General features: G+C 59.2%; 14 protein-coding genes. 8 read left to right on the forward strand and 6 right to left on the reverse strand.

Translation table 11 applies throughout. From position 1 onward, the window contains the following. Window positions 1–53 precede the first annotated feature (53 nt). Both mutM and ACA059_RS29970 read right to left on the reverse strand, forming a co-directional pair. Window positions 54–866, reverse strand: a complete 813-nt coding sequence (gene mutM, locus ACA059_RS29965; RefSeq protein WP_347802409.1) for a bifunctional DNA-formamidopyrimidine glycosylase/DNA-(apurinic or apyrimidinic site) lyase — start codon at window positions 864–866, stop codon at window positions 54–56. Window positions 867–894: 28 nt separating this feature from the next. Further along, on the reverse strand, window positions 895–1,710 hold the full coding sequence (locus tag ACA059_RS29970) for an HDOD domain-containing protein (protein ID WP_497634748.1): 816 nt from the start codon (window positions 1,708–1,710) through the stop codon (window positions 895–897). Window positions 1,711–2,063: 353 nt separating this feature from the next. On the opposite strand from ACA059_RS29970, the gene ACA059_RS29975 reads away from it, so the two are divergent. The 4 genes from ACA059_RS29975 (at window position 2,064) to ACA059_RS29990 (ending at window position 6,936) form a co-directional block, all read left to right on the forward strand. Next, a complete protein-coding gene (locus ACA059_RS29975; protein ID WP_046045202.1) occupies window positions 2,064–3,260 on the forward strand; it encodes a class I SAM-dependent rRNA methyltransferase in 1,197 nt (398 codons plus the stop codon). A gap of 424 nt (window positions 3,261–3,684) precedes the next feature. Next, the gene (locus ACA059_RS29980) at window positions 3,685–4,764 is read left to right on the forward strand and encodes a SagB family peptide dehydrogenase (RefSeq protein WP_497631984.1); all 1,080 of its coding nucleotides are present in this window, start codon (window positions 3,685–3,687) and stop codon (window positions 4,762–4,764) included. Then, window positions 4,761–5,738 (forward strand): diiron oxygenase, encoded by a 978-nt coding sequence (locus tag ACA059_RS29985; protein ID WP_497631985.1) that lies wholly within the window; start codon window positions 4,761–4,763, stop codon window positions 5,736–5,738. The genes ACA059_RS29980 and ACA059_RS29985 overlap by 4 nt, the downstream gene beginning before the upstream one ends. After that, window positions 5,731–6,936, forward strand: coding sequence for a multidrug effflux MFS transporter (locus tag ACA059_RS29990; RefSeq protein ID WP_497631986.1), 1,206 nt, complete (start codon window positions 5,731–5,733; stop codon window positions 6,934–6,936). Before ACA059_RS29985 ends, ACA059_RS29990 begins: the two co-directional genes overlap by 8 nt. 16 nt (window positions 6,937–6,952) lie before the next feature. On the opposite strand, the gene ACA059_RS29995 is transcribed toward ACA059_RS29990, so the two are convergent. After that, window positions 6,953–8,650, reverse strand: coding sequence for a DUF4153 domain-containing protein (locus tag ACA059_RS29995; RefSeq protein WP_497631987.1), 1,698 nt, complete (start codon window positions 8,648–8,650; stop codon window positions 6,953–6,955). A gap of 342 nt (window positions 8,651–8,992) precedes the next feature. Between ACA059_RS29995 and ilvD the strand changes: the two genes are divergently transcribed. Beyond that, window positions 8,993–10,834 carry a dihydroxy-acid dehydratase gene (gene ilvD / locus ACA059_RS30000; RefSeq protein ID WP_497631988.1) on the forward strand — a complete coding sequence of 614 codons (1,842 nt, stop codon included), beginning with the start codon at window positions 8,993–8,995 and terminating at the stop codon, window positions 10,832–10,834. Between the two features lie 217 nt (window positions 10,835–11,051). On the opposite strand, the gene ACA059_RS30005 is transcribed toward ilvD, so the two are convergent. Continuing rightward, window positions 11,052–12,107, reverse strand: a complete 1,056-nt coding sequence (locus ACA059_RS30005) for an HAD family hydrolase (protein ID WP_497631989.1) — start codon at window positions 12,105–12,107, stop codon at window positions 11,052–11,054. Between the two features lie 256 nt (window positions 12,108–12,363). Between ACA059_RS30005 and ACA059_RS30010 the strand changes: the two genes are divergently transcribed. Further along, window positions 12,364–13,755 (forward strand): L-cystine transporter, encoded by a 1,392-nt coding sequence (locus ACA059_RS30010; protein WP_497631990.1) that lies wholly within the window; start codon window positions 12,364–12,366, stop codon window positions 13,753–13,755. 91 nt (window positions 13,756–13,846) lie between these two features. Here ACA059_RS30010 and ACA059_RS30015 read toward each other — a convergent pair whose 3' ends face one another. Further along, a complete protein-coding gene (locus ACA059_RS30015; RefSeq protein WP_497631991.1) occupies window positions 13,847–14,359 on the reverse strand; it encodes a dihydrofolate reductase in 513 nt (170 codons plus the stop codon). An 85-nt stretch (window positions 14,360–14,444) separates the two neighbouring features. Between ACA059_RS30015 and ACA059_RS30020 the strand changes: the two genes are divergently transcribed. Together ACA059_RS30020 and ACA059_RS30025 are read left to right on the forward strand one after the other, a co-directional pair. After that, complete coding sequence (locus tag ACA059_RS30020) at window positions 14,445–15,824, forward strand: DUF2868 domain-containing protein (protein WP_497631992.1); 1,380 nt, start codon at window positions 14,445–14,447, stop codon at window positions 15,822–15,824. Next, complete coding sequence (locus tag ACA059_RS30025) at window positions 15,817–17,193, forward strand: GTPase/DUF3482 domain-containing protein (protein ID WP_497631993.1); 1,377 nt, start codon at window positions 15,817–15,819, stop codon at window positions 17,191–17,193. Before ACA059_RS30020 ends, ACA059_RS30025 begins: the two co-directional genes overlap by 8 nt. Before the next feature lie 161 nt (window positions 17,194–17,354). On the opposite strand, the gene ACA059_RS30030 is transcribed toward ACA059_RS30025, so the two are convergent. After that, the gene (locus tag ACA059_RS30030) at window positions 17,355–17,777 is read right to left on the reverse strand and encodes a hypothetical protein (protein ID WP_497631994.1); all 423 of its coding nucleotides are present in this window, start codon (window positions 17,775–17,777) and stop codon (window positions 17,355–17,357) included. Window positions 17,778–17,851: the final 74 nt, after the last annotated feature.

Below are 17,851 nucleotides of genomic sequence, written 5' to 3' on the forward strand. Positions count from 1 at the left end.
GGCACGGTCCTTGGGCTAGGCAGTCAGAACACTGACTATAGACCCTGGGCGTTTCAGCTCTGACAACGCGGGCAAAAGACGCTGGCGCGCTGCCCGAGCTTCACTTCTCGCAACTCCGTGCCACAAACCTTGCAGGGCGCACCGCCACGGCCGTACACGAACAGTTCCTGCTGGAAATAACCCGGCTGACCGTCACCGCCGATAAAGTCGCGCAGTGTGGTGCCGCCGCGCTCGATAGCGGCCGCCAGGATACGTTTGATCTCGATCGCCAGTTTCAGATAACGCGCCCGAGAGATACTTTTGGCCTCACGACGCGGGTCGATACCGGCGGCGAACAACGCTTCGGTGGCGTAGATATTGCCCACGCCGACCACCACCGCGTTGTCCATGATGAACGGTTTGACCGCCATGGATCGCCCGCGGGACTGCTGGAACAGGCGTTCCCCGTCGAACAGGTCGGTCAACGGCTCCGGCCCCAGGCGAATCAACAACTCGTGGTTGAGCGGATCGAGGCTCCAGAGCATCGCGCCAAACCGTCGCGGGTCGGTGTAACGCAGGGCCAGACCGGATTCCAGCTCGATGTCCACATGCTCATGCTTGGCCACCGGCGTGCCGACTTCCACCAGACGCAGATTTCCCGACATCCCCAAATGGCTGATGAGCGTGCCGACTTCGGCATTGATCAGCAGGTACTTCGCGCGTCGCTCCACCAGCACGATGCGCTGGCCAGACAGCCGCACATCCAGGTCTTCGGGAATCGGCCAGCGCAAGCGCCGCTCACGCACGATCACCCGGCTGACGCGCTGGCCTTCCAGGTGTGGCGCAATCCCGCGGCGGGTGGTTTCGACTTCAGGCAGTTCCGGCATGGTGCTCTCGAATCAGGCTGTGCAACGCTCAACGGTGAGCGCCAAGGTCGCGAATCGTTTGTTTGAGGGTCTCGAAGTCGTAGTCCGAGAGGCCGACATAATCGAGAACCAGCGGTGCGATGCTGTTCCACTCGTGGTCATCACGCTGGTTGCCCAGCACCCGGTAGGACGCACAAATGTGCTCGGCCATCTTCAGGATCGCCAGCAGGTTTTTCAGCTGACTGTTGCGCGACGACTCATCGCTGAAGATCGCCAACGCATTGTGGTGATTAGCGATGGCGGCGGTCACATGCTCCGGCAGGCGCCAGGATTTGGCGGTGTAATAACCCACCACCGCATGATTGGTATTGAACACCCGATTCTCAGTGTCCACCACCCGACATTCGGCGCTGGCACTGGCGTAGGCTTCTTCCAGAACGGTCATGTAGTTGGGGAAACGCTGGAGCATCAGCGGCACGCCGCAGTCATGGAACAGACCCAGGGCGTACGCTTCATCGCCGGCCTGGGCGCCGATGCGCTTGGCCAGGGTCAGGCAGGTCATCGCCACGTCCTGAGCGGTATCCCAGAAACGATTCAAGGTGACGATGGTGTCGTCGTTCATCTCGCCCTTGATCGACTGCGCGTTGATCAGGTTGATGATCGAGCGGCTGCCCAGCAGGTTCACCGCGCGCTGAATCGAAGCGATCTTGTTGCTCAAGCCGTAATACGGCGAGTTGACGATTTTCAACAAGGCGCCAGAGAGGCCCGGGTCCTGGGAGATCAGCTTCGCGATCACCTCCAGATCCGGATCGGGCATGTACTGTTCCATCTGCAAATCCACCATGATCTGCGGCTGGGCCGGCACGCTGATGCCTTGCAGGGACTGTTGAATCTGTTCGGTAGTCAGCTCTGGGGACATAAGTACACACTCTGGGACAGGCGGCGATTCTAACCCTTATAAAGTTGGATCCGACACACCCGTCGGTATGTCATCGAAATTTCACAGGTGCGCGCCCTTGTGGCGAGGGGGTTTACCCCCGTTCGGCTGCGAAGCAGTCGTAGATTCGCCAAACGCGGTGTATCTGTTGAATCGATATTGTTGGTTTCGGGGCCGCTTCGCGCCCCAACGGGGGTAAACCCCCTCGCCACAGGTCTATCCGCCAAACCGTGGCCGTGCGCAACACGCTATACTCCCGCTCTTTTTTCCGGAGCGACGTCATGTCCCTGCCTAGCCTGCGCCTCAAAGCCAACGCCGACCGTCGCCTGCGCAACGGCCACTTGTGGGTCTATAGCAACGAAATCGATGTAGCCGCTACTCCTTTGCACGGTTTCAAGGCCGGCGATCAGGCGATCCTCGAAGCGGCTGGCGGCAAGCCGCTGGGCATCGTTGCCATGAGCCCGAACAACCTGATCTGCGCCCGTCTGCTGTCGCGCGACATCAAGTTGCCGCTGGACAAGTCGCTGCTGGTGCATCGCCTGAACGTCGCGCTGTCCCTGCGCGATCGCCTGTTCGACAAGCCGTTCTATCGCCTGGTCTACGGTGACTCCGACCTGTTGCCAGGTCTGGTAGTCGACCGTTTCGGCGACATCCTGGTGGTACAGATCGCTTCGGCAACCATGGAAGCCCATAAAGAAGACGTGATCGCAGCACTGACCCAAGTGATCAAGCCTAGCGGCATTCTGTTCAAGAACGACTCCGCTGCCCGTGATGCCGAAGGCCTCAACCGCTACGTCGAAACCGTGTTCGGCCTGGTGCCGGAGTGGGTTGCCCTGGAAGAAAACGGCGTGAAATTCGAAGCACCCGTCATCCAGGGGCAGAAAACCGGCTGGTTCTATGACCACCGCATGAACCGCGCGCGTCTGGCACCTTACGCCAAAGGCAAACGCGTGCTGGACCTGTACAGCTACATCGGTGGCTGGGGCGTGCAAGCGGCTGCGTTCGGCGCCAGTGAAGTGTTCTGCGTCGATGCTTCGGCCTTCGCCCTCGACGGCGTCGAGCGCAACGCCGCGCTGAACGGCTTCGCCGACAAAATGACCTGCATTGAAGGCGACGTGTTCGAAGCCCTGAAAGAGCTGAAAGCCAGCGAAGAGCGTTTCGACGTGATCGTTGCCGACCCTCCGGCGTTCATCAAACGCAAAAAAGACATGAAGAACGGTGAGGGTGCCTACCGTCGCCTGAACGAGCAAGCCATGCGCCTGCTCAGCAAGGACGGCATCCTGGTCAGCGCTTCGTGCTCGATGCACCTGCCCGAGGACGATCTGCAGAACATCCTGCTGACCAGCGCCCGTCACCTGGACCGCAACATCCAGATGCTGGAGCGTGGCGGTCAGGGCCCGGATCACCCGGTTCACCCGGCCATCGCCGAAACCCGCTACATCAAGAGCATCACCTGCCGTCTGCTGCCAAACAGCTGATTTCGCCGGTTTGACGGGGAGCCAGCCGGCTCTCCGTTCTGCTATCTGTTATTGAGTTCTCCAACTTCCTACTCCAGCGGTCTTAATGACTTGCAGGACGTTTCGCTTTGTCTTTTATTTAAGCGGACACAACTTACAAAATTCATCCAACCCTCAGATCAATCCGACAAAATTACTGGAACATTCCTACCCAATCTCCCCTTGATAAGAATTGATTACAAACTATGATTAAGTCGTCACAAAGGAGTGACACTCACAATCAATTACAAGGAGTTCAAAACATGAAAGCAATTACTCTGGAATCCAACAAAATCGCTAACCTGTCTTTTCTGGTTGCGCCAAAAGCCCGCTAAGTAAATGAAACGCTGGGGAGTGCCGGCTACCCAGCGTTTTCTATGGCAAAGACCAGAGTGAGTCGCCAATCATGCAGATAAACCCTTATATATTCATACTTCCTCGCACGCCCGACCAAATAGTCTGGGATTACAAGAACCACAAACAGTTCGAATTAAATCTTGAATATTCAACCCGTCTCGCACACCTGATTGACAACCCTGAAAAGTTTGATGACAACAACATAATAGACACGCAACTCCTGAACGCGGGAATACTCACATCTTCATTACAAGCCCCCCTTGAATGGGGCTGGGATGAATTGTCGAAGATATTTCATATCGGCACCAAGAACATTCCTTGTGAATATGTCCCCCAAGATATTAATGAATGGTCGAGACACTATCTGGACCATTGCACCGAAGTACTGGCCACTCCTGCCCCGGAGGTCAGACTCACAGAACGCCCGACAAGCGAGCGGATTGCCCTGCCCCAACCTTCCTGTCTGCCGCAAAGCGCACTTGCAAAGACCTTGATCGACCGAAAGACCTGTCGCTCCTTCACGGGTGAAGGGGTTTCTCTCGACGATGTGGGCACTCTTTTGTATTTGTCCCTTGGCTATCTGCGTGAGCGCGAAAACGACATCGACGAAACCGTCGCTGAAGGTCTTGGCGCCCGGCGCAGCAGTCCATCCGGTGGCGGGCTGAATGCCTGCGAAGGTTTTCTTCATGTTCAGAACGTCAGCGGCCTGAATCCCGGGCTCTACGCCTACCACCCCGACGAACATGCGTTGAGCTTCGTCAATCCGGTGCCTGTCTCGCCCTTGGGCCAGTTGTTGTGTGGGCAGCATTTCATCAACAACCTGCCAGTCGGCCTGTTCATCACCGCTCGCTTCGACAAACTGTGGTGGAAATATGAACACTCGCGGGCCTACCGAATGGCTTACGTCGAGGCAGGTCATATTTCCCAGACCTTTCAACTGGTGGCCACCGCACTTGGGTTAAGCACCTGGCTGACCGGTGCGTTGGCCGACGATCAGGTCGAAACGTTGCTGGGGATCGAGGACAGCGCCGAACAACCGTTGTTTTTTGTGGGCTGCGGCCAGAGTGACGGACAAGTGATGTGCAAGGAATTGAAAGCGCTGCTGCGCAACCGAGGCTCACAACAATGACCGAGCCCCGCACAGGCGACCTGTCACTGCCCGACGCCTGGGCACAGCGCTTCACACTCGGAGACTGGAATGCCCGGGCCTCGGTACGAACCAGCGAGCACACCTATCAATTGCCATCAGATCTGGAACGGCAACTGGAAACACGACACTGGTTCCCGCCCGCCTTCCTGCCCTACCTGAATCACCCGGAAATCGATGCAGCCGGCAGTGCGATCACCCATCGTTTATCGGCCAACCATCTGGTGTATTTCCTCGACTACACCACCCGGCTCGAACATCGAATCGTCAACCGCTCCGTGGAAACCATCGTCCACGATGAGCTCGGCACGTCCATCCCCCGACGGATGAAAACAGCCGCCCTCCAGCTGTACACCGATGAGGGTTATCACGCCCTGTTCTCCAATAGTCTCGCCGAGCAGATAGCCGACCTCTACGGCATGACCCAACGCCCGGTGATGCCGCGCCGCATTACCCGACTGAACGCCCTGATTGACCACAGCCCAGAGAGGCATAAGGCGCTGGCCTGGTTTCTCGTCGGTTTCGTGTCCGAGACCATCATCGCCAGGGAACTGCTCGAGGTTTGTCGCAACGAACTGGTGTCCAGCGTCCAGGAAATGCTCAGGGACCACCTCACCGACGAGGCCCGACACAGTCGTTATTTTTGCGAAGTGTTCCATTATCTGTGGCTGACCCTGAACAGCAGCCAACGCACGTTCGCCGCGAAGCTGCTGGTGGACATCATCCTGATGTTCTTTGAGGTCGATGAGCGATGGCTGAAGGAAAGCCTGAACAGCGTGGGCCTCAGGGAGAATTGCGTCGCAGAAATCCTCAGTGCCCTGACCGGCCCGCAAGCCTGCCTTCAGCGCGCCCGATCAGGTGCAGGCGCGACGCTACAGGCAATGGAAAAGGCAGGTTTTTTCGACCTGCCTTTTAACCAGCAGCTCTTCGCACAGGCAGGACTTGTCGATGGATGAAGGAAAATCTGCGGTCAGTGTCAAACACCGTCGCTCTGCGATCACCCTGTTAATGACCATGGTGATGCTCGGGGTCTTCCCTCTGGATGTTCTGCTGCCATCGTTCCCGGCGCTGGCCGAACACTTCCGGACCACGCCAGGCGACATCGCGTTTTCCATCAGCCTGTTTGCCATCGGGATCGCACTTTCCCAACTACTGGTCGGGCCGATCTCGGATGTCATCGGGCGTAAAAGTCTGCTGCTGGCGGGAATGGCGGTCTCGATTGTCGGTGCGACAGGTTGCGTGCTGTCCACCGACTACGCCTGGTTCCTGATGTTCCGGGTGGTGCAGGCCATCGGCTGCGGTTGCTTCGTACTCTCGCAGGCGCTGGTCCAGGACCTGTTCGACGGCAAGGAACGGGATCAACTACGGATTCTGCTGGTCACCGCCAGCGGGATCTTCATTTCAGTCTCGCCACTGGCTGGCACCCTGTTGCAACAGGCACTGGACTGGCCCGCAAGCTTCATTGTCTTTATTGCCCTCGCCGCCGCCGTGTTGCTTAAGGCCTGCTTCTTTCTTGAAAATCGGCACACCGCCACAACCCCGCGCCGAAGCATTCTTCAGTCCTACCGGCGCGTCTGTCGCGATGCGGGTTTCCTCGGCTATTGGCTGATCGCCGCAATCGCCTTCACCTGCCACTTTTCCTTCATTGTCATCTCGCCCCTGATCTTCATGGAGCAGCTGCAGCTTTCGGCCTACGAGTTTTCCCTGACACTGCTGCTGTATGGCGTGGCCTACATCATCGGCGGCATTGTCGCTCGAGTCCTCGCTGGGCGGATCGCACCCAATACACAGATCATTGTTGGTTTGAGCCTGATCTTCTTTTCGGGGCTGGTAATGCTCATGCTCTCAAACGTGATGGGACTGTCGACCCTGACGGTGCTAATCCCGATGATTGTCTGCACCGCCGGCACCACCATCGCTCGCCCTATCGCCACCTCGAAGGCGATGGAGGTTTTTCCGGACATGGCCGGCACCTCGGCGTCGGCCGGGAACACACTGGTATTCATCTTCGGAGGCCTGATCAGCGCCCTGATCAACCTGAGTCCCTTCGAACTGCCACTGACCCTGGCCCTCAGCTTCATCGCCTTGAGCAGCGTCGGGCTGGTCATGATCTGTCGCATCCGCCTGCGCAACCCGGCCTCGAGCAAAGCCTGAGGCCGCGGGTCCGGTGTCATTGCTCCTCAGGTTCGGGGACCAGCGAAAGCGTACCTATTTGAACGTTCTTGAAGCGCGGCTCGATGAGCTTGACCTCTCCCGCACGCAGCTGGTCAAGGTTCTGCGGCATGACATTCGCGCCCTGGAGCACGGTGACATATTGCCACTCACCATCGGCGGCGCGTTTATAAAGGAACGCCCTGTGATCCCACGGCTGCTGATTGAATTGCACCACTTCGGCTTGGCCATCGCCATCCAGGTCGGCCGCCCACATCACGCACCCCGCATCCTGACACTGGCGTTTTTTGCTGTTGAGGCTGACAAATTGCTCGCTGCCGTCCACTTTCGGCCCTACCCACTCGATGTTCACGGGTGTCGGCTCCGCCGGCGGGAACGTATAGGTGGTTTCACCGGGTGTTTGTTTCATCTGGGCGCGCAGCACCTCGCGCGCGGGCGCATCGAGAATTTCATTGCGTTCAAGCCGCCCGGACAACGCCTCGAATTGCTGCCGTCCGGACACGCCGAGCCCGTTGCGCAAGTAGTTGGAATCGAACGTCAACACCGACGTGCGGCCATCGAGCAAGCGTTGCACCTGATCCCGTGCGCTGAACGATTGCGCATTGAGCCAAGGCGTGTTGATCAGCACCAACACCACACATACCGCCAGGGCCAAGGTCGGATTACTGCGCCGCAGACCGTCCAGCCAGTGGGTTTTGCGCTGCACCACGGCCCACACCGCCGCCAGGCTATATGCCGCGAACACCGCGACCAGCAACAGGCTCACAAAACGCCGGGGCGACAGTCCGTACTGCTCGACCCGCAACCAGCTTGAGTACCCGGACAACACCACCAGCACAGGCAAGCAGAGCAACCCCGCCTCGATGCAGCGTATCAGCCACGTCGGATACGGCTGGGCCTGACGCCCGCCCTGAAACACCCCATTGAGCAAAAACAGATAAACACCCACCAGAAACAACAAAATCGGGGTCGAGTACCCGGTGGCCCAGATCTGTTGCAGGCCGGTAAAGGGGAGCGTCACGACAAAAAGAACGGTAATGAGCGTGATCAGTGGCAAAAGAAAATGACACGCGGCCAGGAAGACGCCCCGCAACATGCCGATGACTTTTTCGTTGTTCAGCCCCAAGCGCATGGCCAGCGAAAACATCACGGGCATACTCAGGCATATAAAAATTTGAGAACTGAATTGCTCGGCAAAGAAGTCGATGCCCAGCATGAGAAACAACTTGCTCCAGAGCAGAAGCAACAGGCTGAATACACCGGTCAGCGTCAGTGCAAAAAACACCACAAACACATGACTCCAGGCGTACTGGAACAGGTCGTCGTAGCGCCAGCTACGGCCTTCGCCGGAAGGCCAACTGGCCAGAAACGCGCACACCACATAACACAGCGGCACACCGGTCAACAGCCAGGTGTTCACCAGCCAGTGATTGCCATACTCCACGCCTGACACCACAACCCAACTGCTGATCGACATCGTCAACAAGCAAAAAACCAGCGTCAGCGCCAGAACCCGCCGATTCTTGAGTTTAGGACCGAGCAATTGCAGGAAGAGGCCTCCCACCAGCACCAGCGTCAGGCTGGACGCCAGCCCCCCCACGCCCAATGTCTTGAGTGCTTCAGCCTGCCAGAACACTAATCCTTGGCACAGGCCGGTCAGCAGGTAAAACCACAACGAACGATTCAACAGCGACATTCCAATTCCTTTTGGTAGGGTTGCGCGAGGCCGGGCAGTTTAGCCAAGCGTCCCGTGATGTGATATCCCCACGAGGCGACTGCTCACCTACCGATGGTCCTCCCACACGCTCCGTCAGCGCTGGATCCCCCTTTTCCGGCATTCCCTCCTGACGCCAGCCGTGTAGAATCGCGACATTCATCGCCAGTCATCCCCCGGCGGGTTTATGAGCTCAAGCTGAAGCGCGCGGCGATCCCGCAAAGTTATCGGCAACTTCCGGACACACGGCCATTTCTGAGTGTTCCAGACGTCAATAGAAGCTCACTTCCCTTTTGATACCTGATTAGCCGCCCGGAGTGCTTCATGCCTGATTACCGCTCGAAAACATCCACCCATGGCCGCAACATGGCCGGCGCCCGCGCACTGTGGCGCGCAACGGGGATGAAAGATGACGACTTCAAAAAGCCGATCATCGCCATTGCCAACTCCTTCACCCAGTTCGTACCGGGCCACGTCCACCTCAAGGACCTGGGCCAACTGGTCGCCCGCGAAATCGAACGCGCCGGCGGTGTAGCCAAAGAATTCAACACCATTGCCGTGGATGACGGCATCGCCATGGGCCACGACGGCATGCTGTATTCGCTGCCGAGCCGCGAGATCATCGCCGACTCCGTCGAGTACATGGTCAACGCCCACTGCGCCGACGCCATCGTCTGCATCTCCAACTGCGACAAGATCACCCCTGGCATGCTGATGGCTGCCCTGCGCCTGAACATCCCGGTGATCTTCGTGTCCGGCGGCCCGATGGAAGCCGGCAAGACCAAACTGGCCAGCCACGGCCTCGACCTCGTCGACGCCATGGTGATCGCCGCCGACTCCAGCGCTTCTGACGAGAAAGTCGCTGAGTACGAGCGCAGCGCCTGCCCGACCTGCGGTTCGTGCTCCGGCATGTTCACCGCCAACTCGATGAACTGCCTGGTCGAAGCCCTCGGTCTGGCATTGCCGGGCAACGGTTCGACCCTGGCGACCCACAGCGACCGCGAACAGCTGTTCCTGCAGGCCGGCCGCACCATCGTCGAGCTGTGCAAGCGTTACTACGGCGAGAACGATGAGTCGGTATTGCCGCGCAACATCGCCAACTTCAAGGCGTTCGAAAACGCCATGACGCTGGACATCGCCATGGGCGGCTCCACTAACACCATCCTGCACTTGCTGGCTGCGGCCCAGGAAGCCGAGATCGATTTCGACCTGCGCGACATCGACCGTCTCTCCCGTCACGTGCCGCAACTGTGCAAAGTTGCGCCGAACATCCAGAAGTACCACATGGAAGACGTGCACCGCGCTGGCGGGATCTTCAGCATCCTTGGTTCGCTGTCCCGTGGCGGTCTGCTGCACACCGACCTGCCGACCGTGCACAGCAAGACCCTGGCCGAAGGCATTGCCAAGTGGGACATCACCCAGACCAACGACGAAGCGGTGCATCACTTCTTCAAGGCCGGCCCGGGGGGCATCCCGACGCAAACCGCGTTCAGCCAGTCGACCCGTTGGGAAACCCTGGACGACGACCGTGAAAACGGCTGCATCCGCAGTGTCGAACACGCCTATTCGAAAGAAGGCGGCCTGGCCGTTCTCTACGGCAACATCGCGCTGGACGGCTGCGTGGTGAAAACCGCCGGCGTCGACGAATCGATCCACGTCTTCGAAGGCAACGCGAAGATCTTCGAAAGCCAGGACAGCGCCGTACGCGGCATCCTCGCTGACGAAGTGAAGGCCGGCGACATCGTGATCATCCGTTACGAAGGCCCGAAAGGCGGCCCGGGCATGCAGGAAATGCTGTACCCGACGTCGTACCTGAAATCCAAAGGCCTGGGCAAAGATTGCGCCCTGCTCACCGACGGTCGTTTCTCCGGCGGCACCTCGGGCCTGTCCATCGGCCACGCTTCCCCGGAAGCGGCGGCGGGCGGCGCGATTGGTCTGGTGCAGGATGGAGATAAAGTGCTGATCGACATTCCGAACCGCTCGATCAACCTGTTGATCAGCGACGAAGAAATGGCCGGGCGTCGTGCCGAGCAGGACCAGAAAGGCTGGAAGCCTGTGGAAAAACGTCCACGCAAGGTGACCACTGCACTGAAGGCCTACGCCCTGTTGGCAACCAGCGCCGACAAGGGTGCTGTGCGTAACAAGGCGATGCTCGACGGTCTGTAAAACGTAACCGTCGAACAAAAAAATACCCCGCCAAGTGCGGGGTATTTTTTTTGACCACGATCCCCCAAACACTGGAGATCAACTGTGGGAGCGAGCCGGCTCCGGGCGGCGTTCCGACGATAGCGGAGTGTCAGGCAACATCAATGGTGACAGACACACTGCTATCGTCGGAACGCCGCCCGGAGCCGGCTCACTCCCACATTTAGATTTTTGGTGCTTACTGAATCTCCTCAGGCTTCACGATCACCCAGTTCTTGTCCGCCGTGACCTGCAACCCTTCCTTGGCCTGAGCCGCGGCGTGCTTGGCCATCATGCCGTTAATCTGGGTCATGTATTTGTCTTTGCGGTTGACCCACAAATGGATACCGCCCTTGGCCACATCAACACTGTGGAACAGCATGTAACCGTCGCTGCTCGGGGTGTCGCCACCGACCAGTACCGGTTTTTTCCACTCGTCGATGTAGGTCAGGATCGCCGCGTGCTTGCCGGCCATCCAGGTTGCCGGGGTCCACAGGTATGGGGTCAGTTCGAGGCCCAGGTTTGCTTTCTCGTCATACTTGCCCGCGGTGATCTGCTTGCGCGCCGTGGTTAGCTCGCCGGTCTTCGGGTCCTTGAGCAACAAGCTCACGCCGATCACGTTCTGCGGTTTGACGTTGTAGCCGTACTTCGGATCGGCGGCGACCATCCGCACCAGTTCTTCGGAGGCGGCGGTCATCACGTAGACCTCGATGCCGTTCTCCATCAGCTTGTTGTAGAGCTCTTTCTGGCCGGTGAAGATTTTCGGCGGGTTGACGTCGAGGTTCTTGACCACGTCGCCTTCGTAATAAGTCGCCGGCACCGGTTTACCGGAAGCCATCAACTCATCGACGTAGCCTTTGAGTTCCTGGAGGGTGAAGCCGGAGAACACTTGTGCGACCCATGGATAGCAGACCATGTCGTCGACTTCGCAGAGGCGATAGTAGTAGCTGAACAAGCTTTCCTTGTGGTCGGCGGTGTCTTTGAACGGCATCAGTTTCAGGGAGGGGTCGAGCTTCTCGCGGGTGATCAGGCCTTTGTTCTCCATGAACGGCAGCAACGACTCTTCGAGGTCATAGCGGTAACTGGTGTTGTCCATGTCGAACACCGCGTAGTTACCTTTGTTGGCGTTGGCGGCGATCATTGCGTCCAGCGCCTTGGCCTGATCGGCTGGCCAATGCTTCAAATCCGTAGCGAATACCTGGCCGGCAAGGCCCAGACAGAGTGCTGCGGCCAGAAATTTCGGTGCGAGCTTCATCGGCATGCTTCCCTTATTAAAAAGACCCTGATTCAAAGAGATCGACGCTATCAAATTAATATGACAGCCCTCGTCTGCCCGCGACCGCTTACGTCCCTATTGCGCCAGCTGCATCTCTGTCAGCGACACTCGCTTATTCCAAAAACGACAGTATTCAGATGTTTTTGATATTAATTCATTAGATATCAAGCTGTTAGGCTTGCCGGTTCGCGGCTGCCCCGGAAGGTAGCTGGCACAAGTCTTTATCGGAGTTCCAATGAATCTGCCGCTGATCCTCAATCTGCTGGTGTTCCTCGCCCTGCTCTTTGGCCTGGCGCAAACCCGTCACACGACGTGGAGCTTAGCTAAAAAAGTCCTGCTCGCACTGGTGCTGGGCGTGGTGTTCGGTGTTGCGCTGCACACTATTTATGGTGCCGGCAATCCGGTACTGAAAGCCTCGATCGGCTGGTTCGATCTGGTGGGTAACGGTTACGTGCAGTTGCTGCAAATGATCGTGATCCCACTGGTTTTCGCCTCGATCCTCAGCGCCGTGGCCCGTCTGCACAACGCCTCGTCGCTGGGCAAGATCAGCTTCCTGACCATCGGCACGCTGTTGTTCACCACGGCTATTGCGGCGCTGATCGGTATCGGCTTGACCAACCTCTTCGGCCTGACCGCCGAAGGCCTGGTGGCCGGTACTCAGGAAATGGCCCGTCTGCAAACCATCCAGACCGACTACGCGGGCAAGGTTGCCGACCTGAATGTGCCGCAGCTGTTGCTGTCGTTCATTCCGCAAAACCCGTTCGCCGACCTGGCGCGGGCCAAGCCGACCTCGATCATCAGCGTGGTGATTTTCGCCGCATTCCTCGGCGTCGCGGCGCTGCAACTGCTGAAAGATGACGTCGAGAAAGGTCAGAAAGTGATCAACGCTATCGACACCCTGCAAGCCTGGGTGATGCGTCTGGTGCGACTGGTGATGAAGCTGACCCCGTACGGCGTATTGGCGCTGATGACCAAAGTGGTCGCCGGTTCCAACCTGCAGGACATCATCAAGCTCGGCAGTTTTGTGGTGGTTTCCTACATCGGCCTGGGCCTGATGTTTTTAGTCCATGGCCTGCTGGTGTCGGCGGCCGGGATCAATCCGCTGCGCTTTTTCCGCAAGATCTGGCCGGTGCTGACGTTTGCTTTCACCAGCCGCTCCAGCGCCGCGACCATTCCGCTGAGCATCGAAGCCCAGACCGGCCGTTTGGGTATTCCACAATCCATCGCCAGTTTCGCCGCGTCGTTCGGCGCGACCATTGGCCAGAATGGCTGTGCCGGTCTGTACCCGGCGATGTTGGCAGTGATGGTTGCACCGACTGTGGGCATCAACCCGTTGGACCCGCTGTGGATCGCGACGCTGGTGGCAATTGTGACGCTGAGCTCGGCCGGTGTGGCGGGTGTGGGCGGTGGCGCGACGTTTGCCGCGTTGATCGTGTTACCGGCGATGGGCTTGCCGGTGTCACTGGTGGCGTTGCTGATTTCGGTTGAGCCGTTGATTGATATGGGCCGCACGGCGTTGAACGTGAGTGGTTCGATTACGGCGGGGGCGATTACCAGCCAGATCATGCAGCAGACCGATAAAGAGCTGTTGGATGCGGATGAGCATGGGGAGTTGGCTCACGCTTAACCCATTTGTAAAGATCAAAAGATCGCAGGCTTCGCCAGCTCCTACAGGGTTCTACGCCGACCTTGTAGGAGCTGCCGCAGGCTGCGATCTTTTAGGCCTTTTCCCACACTTCGAAGTTGTAAGCCGGCTTGTCGCCTTCCGCCGCATTCGGAACATTCGACACCAGCGTCCACTGCTTCAAATCAAACTCCGGAAACCACGCATCCCCTTCCGGGCTCAACGCCACGCGCGTCAAATACAGCCGATCAGCCTGCGCCATTCCCTGCGCATACAACTGCGCCCCACCAATCAGCATCAGCTCATCGACGCCCTGTTCCCGAGCCCACTCTTCAGCGCGAACAATGGCAGCCTCCAGCGACGGATAAACCTCCGCACCTTCCAGCAGCAGACCCACCTGACGGCTGACCACGATGTTCAACCGGCCCGGCAAAGGACGACCGAGAGAATCCCAGGTCTTGCGACCCATGATGATCGGCTTGCCAAGGGTCGTGGCTTTGAAGTATTTGAAGTCCCCCGGCAAGTGCCAGGGCATGCTGTTGTCGACGCCGATCACACGGTTTTCACCGAGGGCTGCGATCAGGCTGAGGGGGAGTGTTTTAGTCATGTCGGCGAGGATACCAGAGCCTCCCGTACCCCGATAAGCGCCACAGCGGTTATGCTCACCGTTCAATTGAGCGACGGGATGCCGCGTGACTGAACTGACTCCACTGCAAAACCTCTGGCTGACCGAAACGGTGCGCCTGCGTGAAGAACACGCCGGTCCCCTGGATGATCTGGAAGCCAACCGACTGGCCCGCAGCGCGGGCGGTGATCTGCCGACACGCATTCAACGCCGTGCCCTGTGGCTGGCCGAGCGCGATGGACTGACCGGCGCCCTCAAACATTGGCTGCAAGGTGCGCGGCTGGCACTGTTGGTGCTGGCTGTTCTCGCCGTCGTCAGCGGCGCCGGCCTGGCGTTTGCCGCGCTGGGTGACGGACAAACTCCGGTCAATGTGTTCTGGGCCTTGGGCAGTTTGCTCGGACTGAACCTGATTCTATTGCTGAGCTGGGCATTGGGCCTGGCCTTCGCCGGCGAACACGGCGCCACCCTCGGACGCTTGTGGTTATGGCTCAGCGAAAAACTCGCTCGCGATGCCAAAGCCGCGCAACTGGCCCCGGCCCTGCTGCTACTGCTGCAACGACAGAAACTCAATCGCTGGGCGGTCGGCGTGCTGGTCAATGGCTTGTGGTTGCTGGCGATGCTCAGTGCGCTGTTGATGCTGTTGATGCTGATGGCGACCCGGCGTTACGGCTTCGTCTGGGAAACCACCCTCCTCGGCGGCGACACCTTCGTCGCCATGACCCAGGCCCTCGGCGCCCTGCCGGCCATGCTGGGTTTCAACGTTCCGACCGTGGAAATGATCCGCGCCAGCGGCGATGCCGCGCTGAACATCGAAAGCGCGCGCCAGGCCTGGGCAACATGGCTGGTCGGCGTGCTGGTGGTCTACGGAGTTTTGCCGCGACTGTTGTTGGCGCTGTTTTGCCTGTGGCGCTGGAAAACCGGCCAAGCGACATTACATCTGGATTTGAACCTGCCCGGTTACGCCCAACTGCGCGAACGGCTGATGCCGACCAGTGAACGCCTGGGCATCAGCGATGCCGCCCCCGAACAGCTTCATCAAATTGAAAAGGGTGTCAGCGACCTGCCAAGCGATGGCGCGCTGTTGGTGGCCATCGAGCTGGACGATCAACGCCCCTGGCCGCCGCCACTGCCGAAAACCGTGAGTAACGCCGGCATCCTCGACAGCCGCGAATCGCGCAACAAACTCCTCGAACAGCTGAGTCGCTTCCCCCCGGCACGCCTGGCCATCGCTTGCGATCCGCGACGTTCGCCGGACCGCGGCAGTCTGGCACTGATCGCCGAACTGGCGCGCAGCGCCAGCGCCACCCGCGTCTGGTTGCTGCAAGCACCGCCGGGCGAAGCGCTGGATGCCGAAAGGCTGGGCGACTGGCACGTGGCGCTGCGGCAGCTGGACTTGCCGTTCGCCGATTGCGCGCCGTTGAACTGGCTGGAGAGCGGTCATGACTAATCCCTGGAAACCGCCCTTGAAGCTCGCGGTGGTCGGCCACACCAACGTCGGCAAAACCTCATTGCTGCGCACCCTGACCCGTGATGTCGGCTTCGGCGAAGTCTCCCATCGCCCGAGCACCACCCGCCACGTCGAGGGCGCACGATTGTCGGTGGACGGCGAGCCGTTGCTCGATCTCTTCGACACGCCGGGCCTGGAAGACGCCATCGCCCTGCTCGACTACCTCGAACGTCTGGAACGCCCCGGAGAGCGCCTCGACGGACCGGCACGACTGGCGCGCTTCCTTGAGGGCAGCGAAGCCCGGCAGCGTTTCGAACAGGAAGCCAAGGTGCTGCGGCAACTGCTGACCTGCGACGCCGGTCTCTATGTGATCGACGCTCGGGAACCGGTGCTGGCCAAATACCGCGACGAACTGGAAGTGTTGGCCAGCTGCGGCAAACCGCTGCTGCCGGTGCTGAATTTTGTCAGCAGCGCCAACCACCGCGAACCGGATTGGCGCGAAGCGTTGGCACGCCTCGGTTTGCATGCGCTGGTGCGTTTCGACAGCGTCGCACCGCCTGAGGATGGCGAACGTCGACTGTATGAAAGCCTCGCACTGCTGCTGGAAAACGCCCGCCCGCAACTGGAACGCCTGATCGCCGATCAGCAAGCCCAGCGCCAGGCACGGCAACAGAGTGCGGCGCGGCTGATTGCCGAATTACTGATCGACTGTGCCGCCTGCCGGCGCAGCGTGGTCAGCGAAGCCGAGCAAGAACAGCAGGCCATAAATGAACTGCGCAAAGCGGTTCGACAACGAGAACAACGCTGCGTCGAAGCGCTGCTCAAGCTCTACGCCTTCCGTCCACAGGACGCGGCGGCCAGTGATTTGCCGCTGCTCGATGGCCGTTGGGGCGATGACTTGTTCAACCCGGAGACCCTGAAACAGCTCGGCGTGCGAGTCGGTGGTGGCATCGCGGCCGGCGCGGCAGCCGGGGCCGGGGTCGACTTGTTGGTGGGCGGACTGACCCTTGGCGCAGCGGCACTCGCCGGGGCGATCGCTGGCGGTGCACTGCAAACCGCCCGCAGTTATGGCAGCCGCTTACTGGGCAAGATCAAAGGCCAGCGAGAGCTGACCGTCGATGACAGCGTGCTGCGGCTATTGGCATTGCGTCAGCGGCAACTGCTGCAAGCGCTCAATGCGCGCGGGCATGCGGCGATGGACAGCATCCAAGTGGCCACGCCACAGGACAAGACCTGGCGCGAAGGCAAACTGCCCGAAGCGCTGAACAAGGCCCGGGCGCATCCGCAGTGGTCGTCGCTCAATCCGCATCCGAAGTTGAGCCAGGCGGAGAGGCAGGAGCAGGTTGAGGTGTTGGCGCAGCAGCTTTGAACGCTTGGCCGGTTATCTGCAGTGTCAGAACTCGCCCCTTCGCGAGCAAGCTCGCTCCCACATTTAATCTGCGTCGTACTCAAAATCTTTGGTCACTGAAGATCAAATGTGGGAGCGAGCTTGCTCGCGAATGCAGCGACTCGGTCTCATGGGAGTGATCGCTACCAATCAATCTCCAAAAAGGCCTGCACCAGCGCCCTGACACGACTTCGATCTGTTCGATTTGAGCGTCCGTCATTGTCCACATCCGAGCTCAATATCACCTCCAGTCCACCATCGTTATCAAGATCGTGAGCCGCGGCTTTATAAGCAATCTGCTGCCCCTCATGAAAATGCAGCCGCACCGTTTCAGGTGTGCCGTCAGCGGATGGATTCTGCGAGAAGATCCGCAAGTGCCGCTCCTCACCTTCACCCTCGTTGAACCAGGCGCATTTCAAATAGGTTTTTCCAAAAGATTTGAGCGGCTGTCGATCAGCATCCGTCGCCTCACGCTGCAACTGTTCATCTTCATAGAACTGGAAATTAACGGTATCTGCCGAGCCCTTCCCGCTTCGATCCTGTGCAATCACTTTCAAATAACGCATCCGTGCGCTTCCTTGCGAAAAGCCCAGATTGAACCGTTACCGCAAGGCGATCCATCCACCGTTTCTCGATTGCC

This window comes from Pseudomonas sp. LBUM1647, from assembly GCF_059716175.1.

Coding starts and splice junctions, on each gene's coding strand:
- ACA059_RS30025 (WP_497631993.1), top strand. CDS start 15,817: ATGACTAATCCCTGGAAACCGCCCTTGAAGCTCGCGGTGGTCGGCCAC.
- ACA059_RS29990 (WP_497631986.1), top strand. CDS start 5,731: ATGGATGAAGGAAAATCTGCGGTCAGTGTCAAACACCGTCGCTCTGCG.
- ilvD (WP_497631988.1), top strand. CDS start 8,993: ATGCCTGATTACCGCTCGAAAACATCCACCCATGGCCGCAACATGGCC.
- ACA059_RS29980 (WP_497631984.1), top strand. CDS start 3,685: ATGCAGATAAACCCTTATATATTCATACTTCCTCGCACGCCCGACCAA.
- ACA059_RS29985 (WP_497631985.1), top strand. CDS start 4,761: ATGACCGAGCCCCGCACAGGCGACCTGTCACTGCCCGACGCCTGGGCA.
- ACA059_RS29995 (WP_497631987.1), bottom strand. CDS start 8,650: ATGTCGCTGTTGAATCGTTCGTTGTGGTTTTACCTGCTGACCGGCCTG.
- ACA059_RS29975 (WP_046045202.1), top strand. CDS start 2,064: ATGTCCCTGCCTAGCCTGCGCCTCAAAGCCAACGCCGACCGTCGCCTG.
- ACA059_RS30005 (WP_497631989.1), bottom strand. CDS start 12,107: ATGAAGCTCGCACCGAAATTTCTGGCCGCAGCACTCTGTCTGGGCCTT.
- ACA059_RS30030 (WP_497631994.1), bottom strand. CDS start 17,777: ATGCGTTATTTGAAAGTGATTGCACAGGATCGAAGCGGGAAGGGCTCG.
- ACA059_RS30015 (WP_497631991.1), bottom strand. CDS start 14,359: ATGACTAAAACACTCCCCCTCAGCCTGATCGCAGCCCTCGGTGAAAAC.
- ACA059_RS30010 (WP_497631990.1), top strand. CDS start 12,364: ATGAATCTGCCGCTGATCCTCAATCTGCTGGTGTTCCTCGCCCTGCTC.
- mutM (WP_347802409.1), bottom strand. CDS start 866: ATGCCGGAACTGCCTGAAGTCGAAACCACCCGCCGCGGGATTGCGCCA.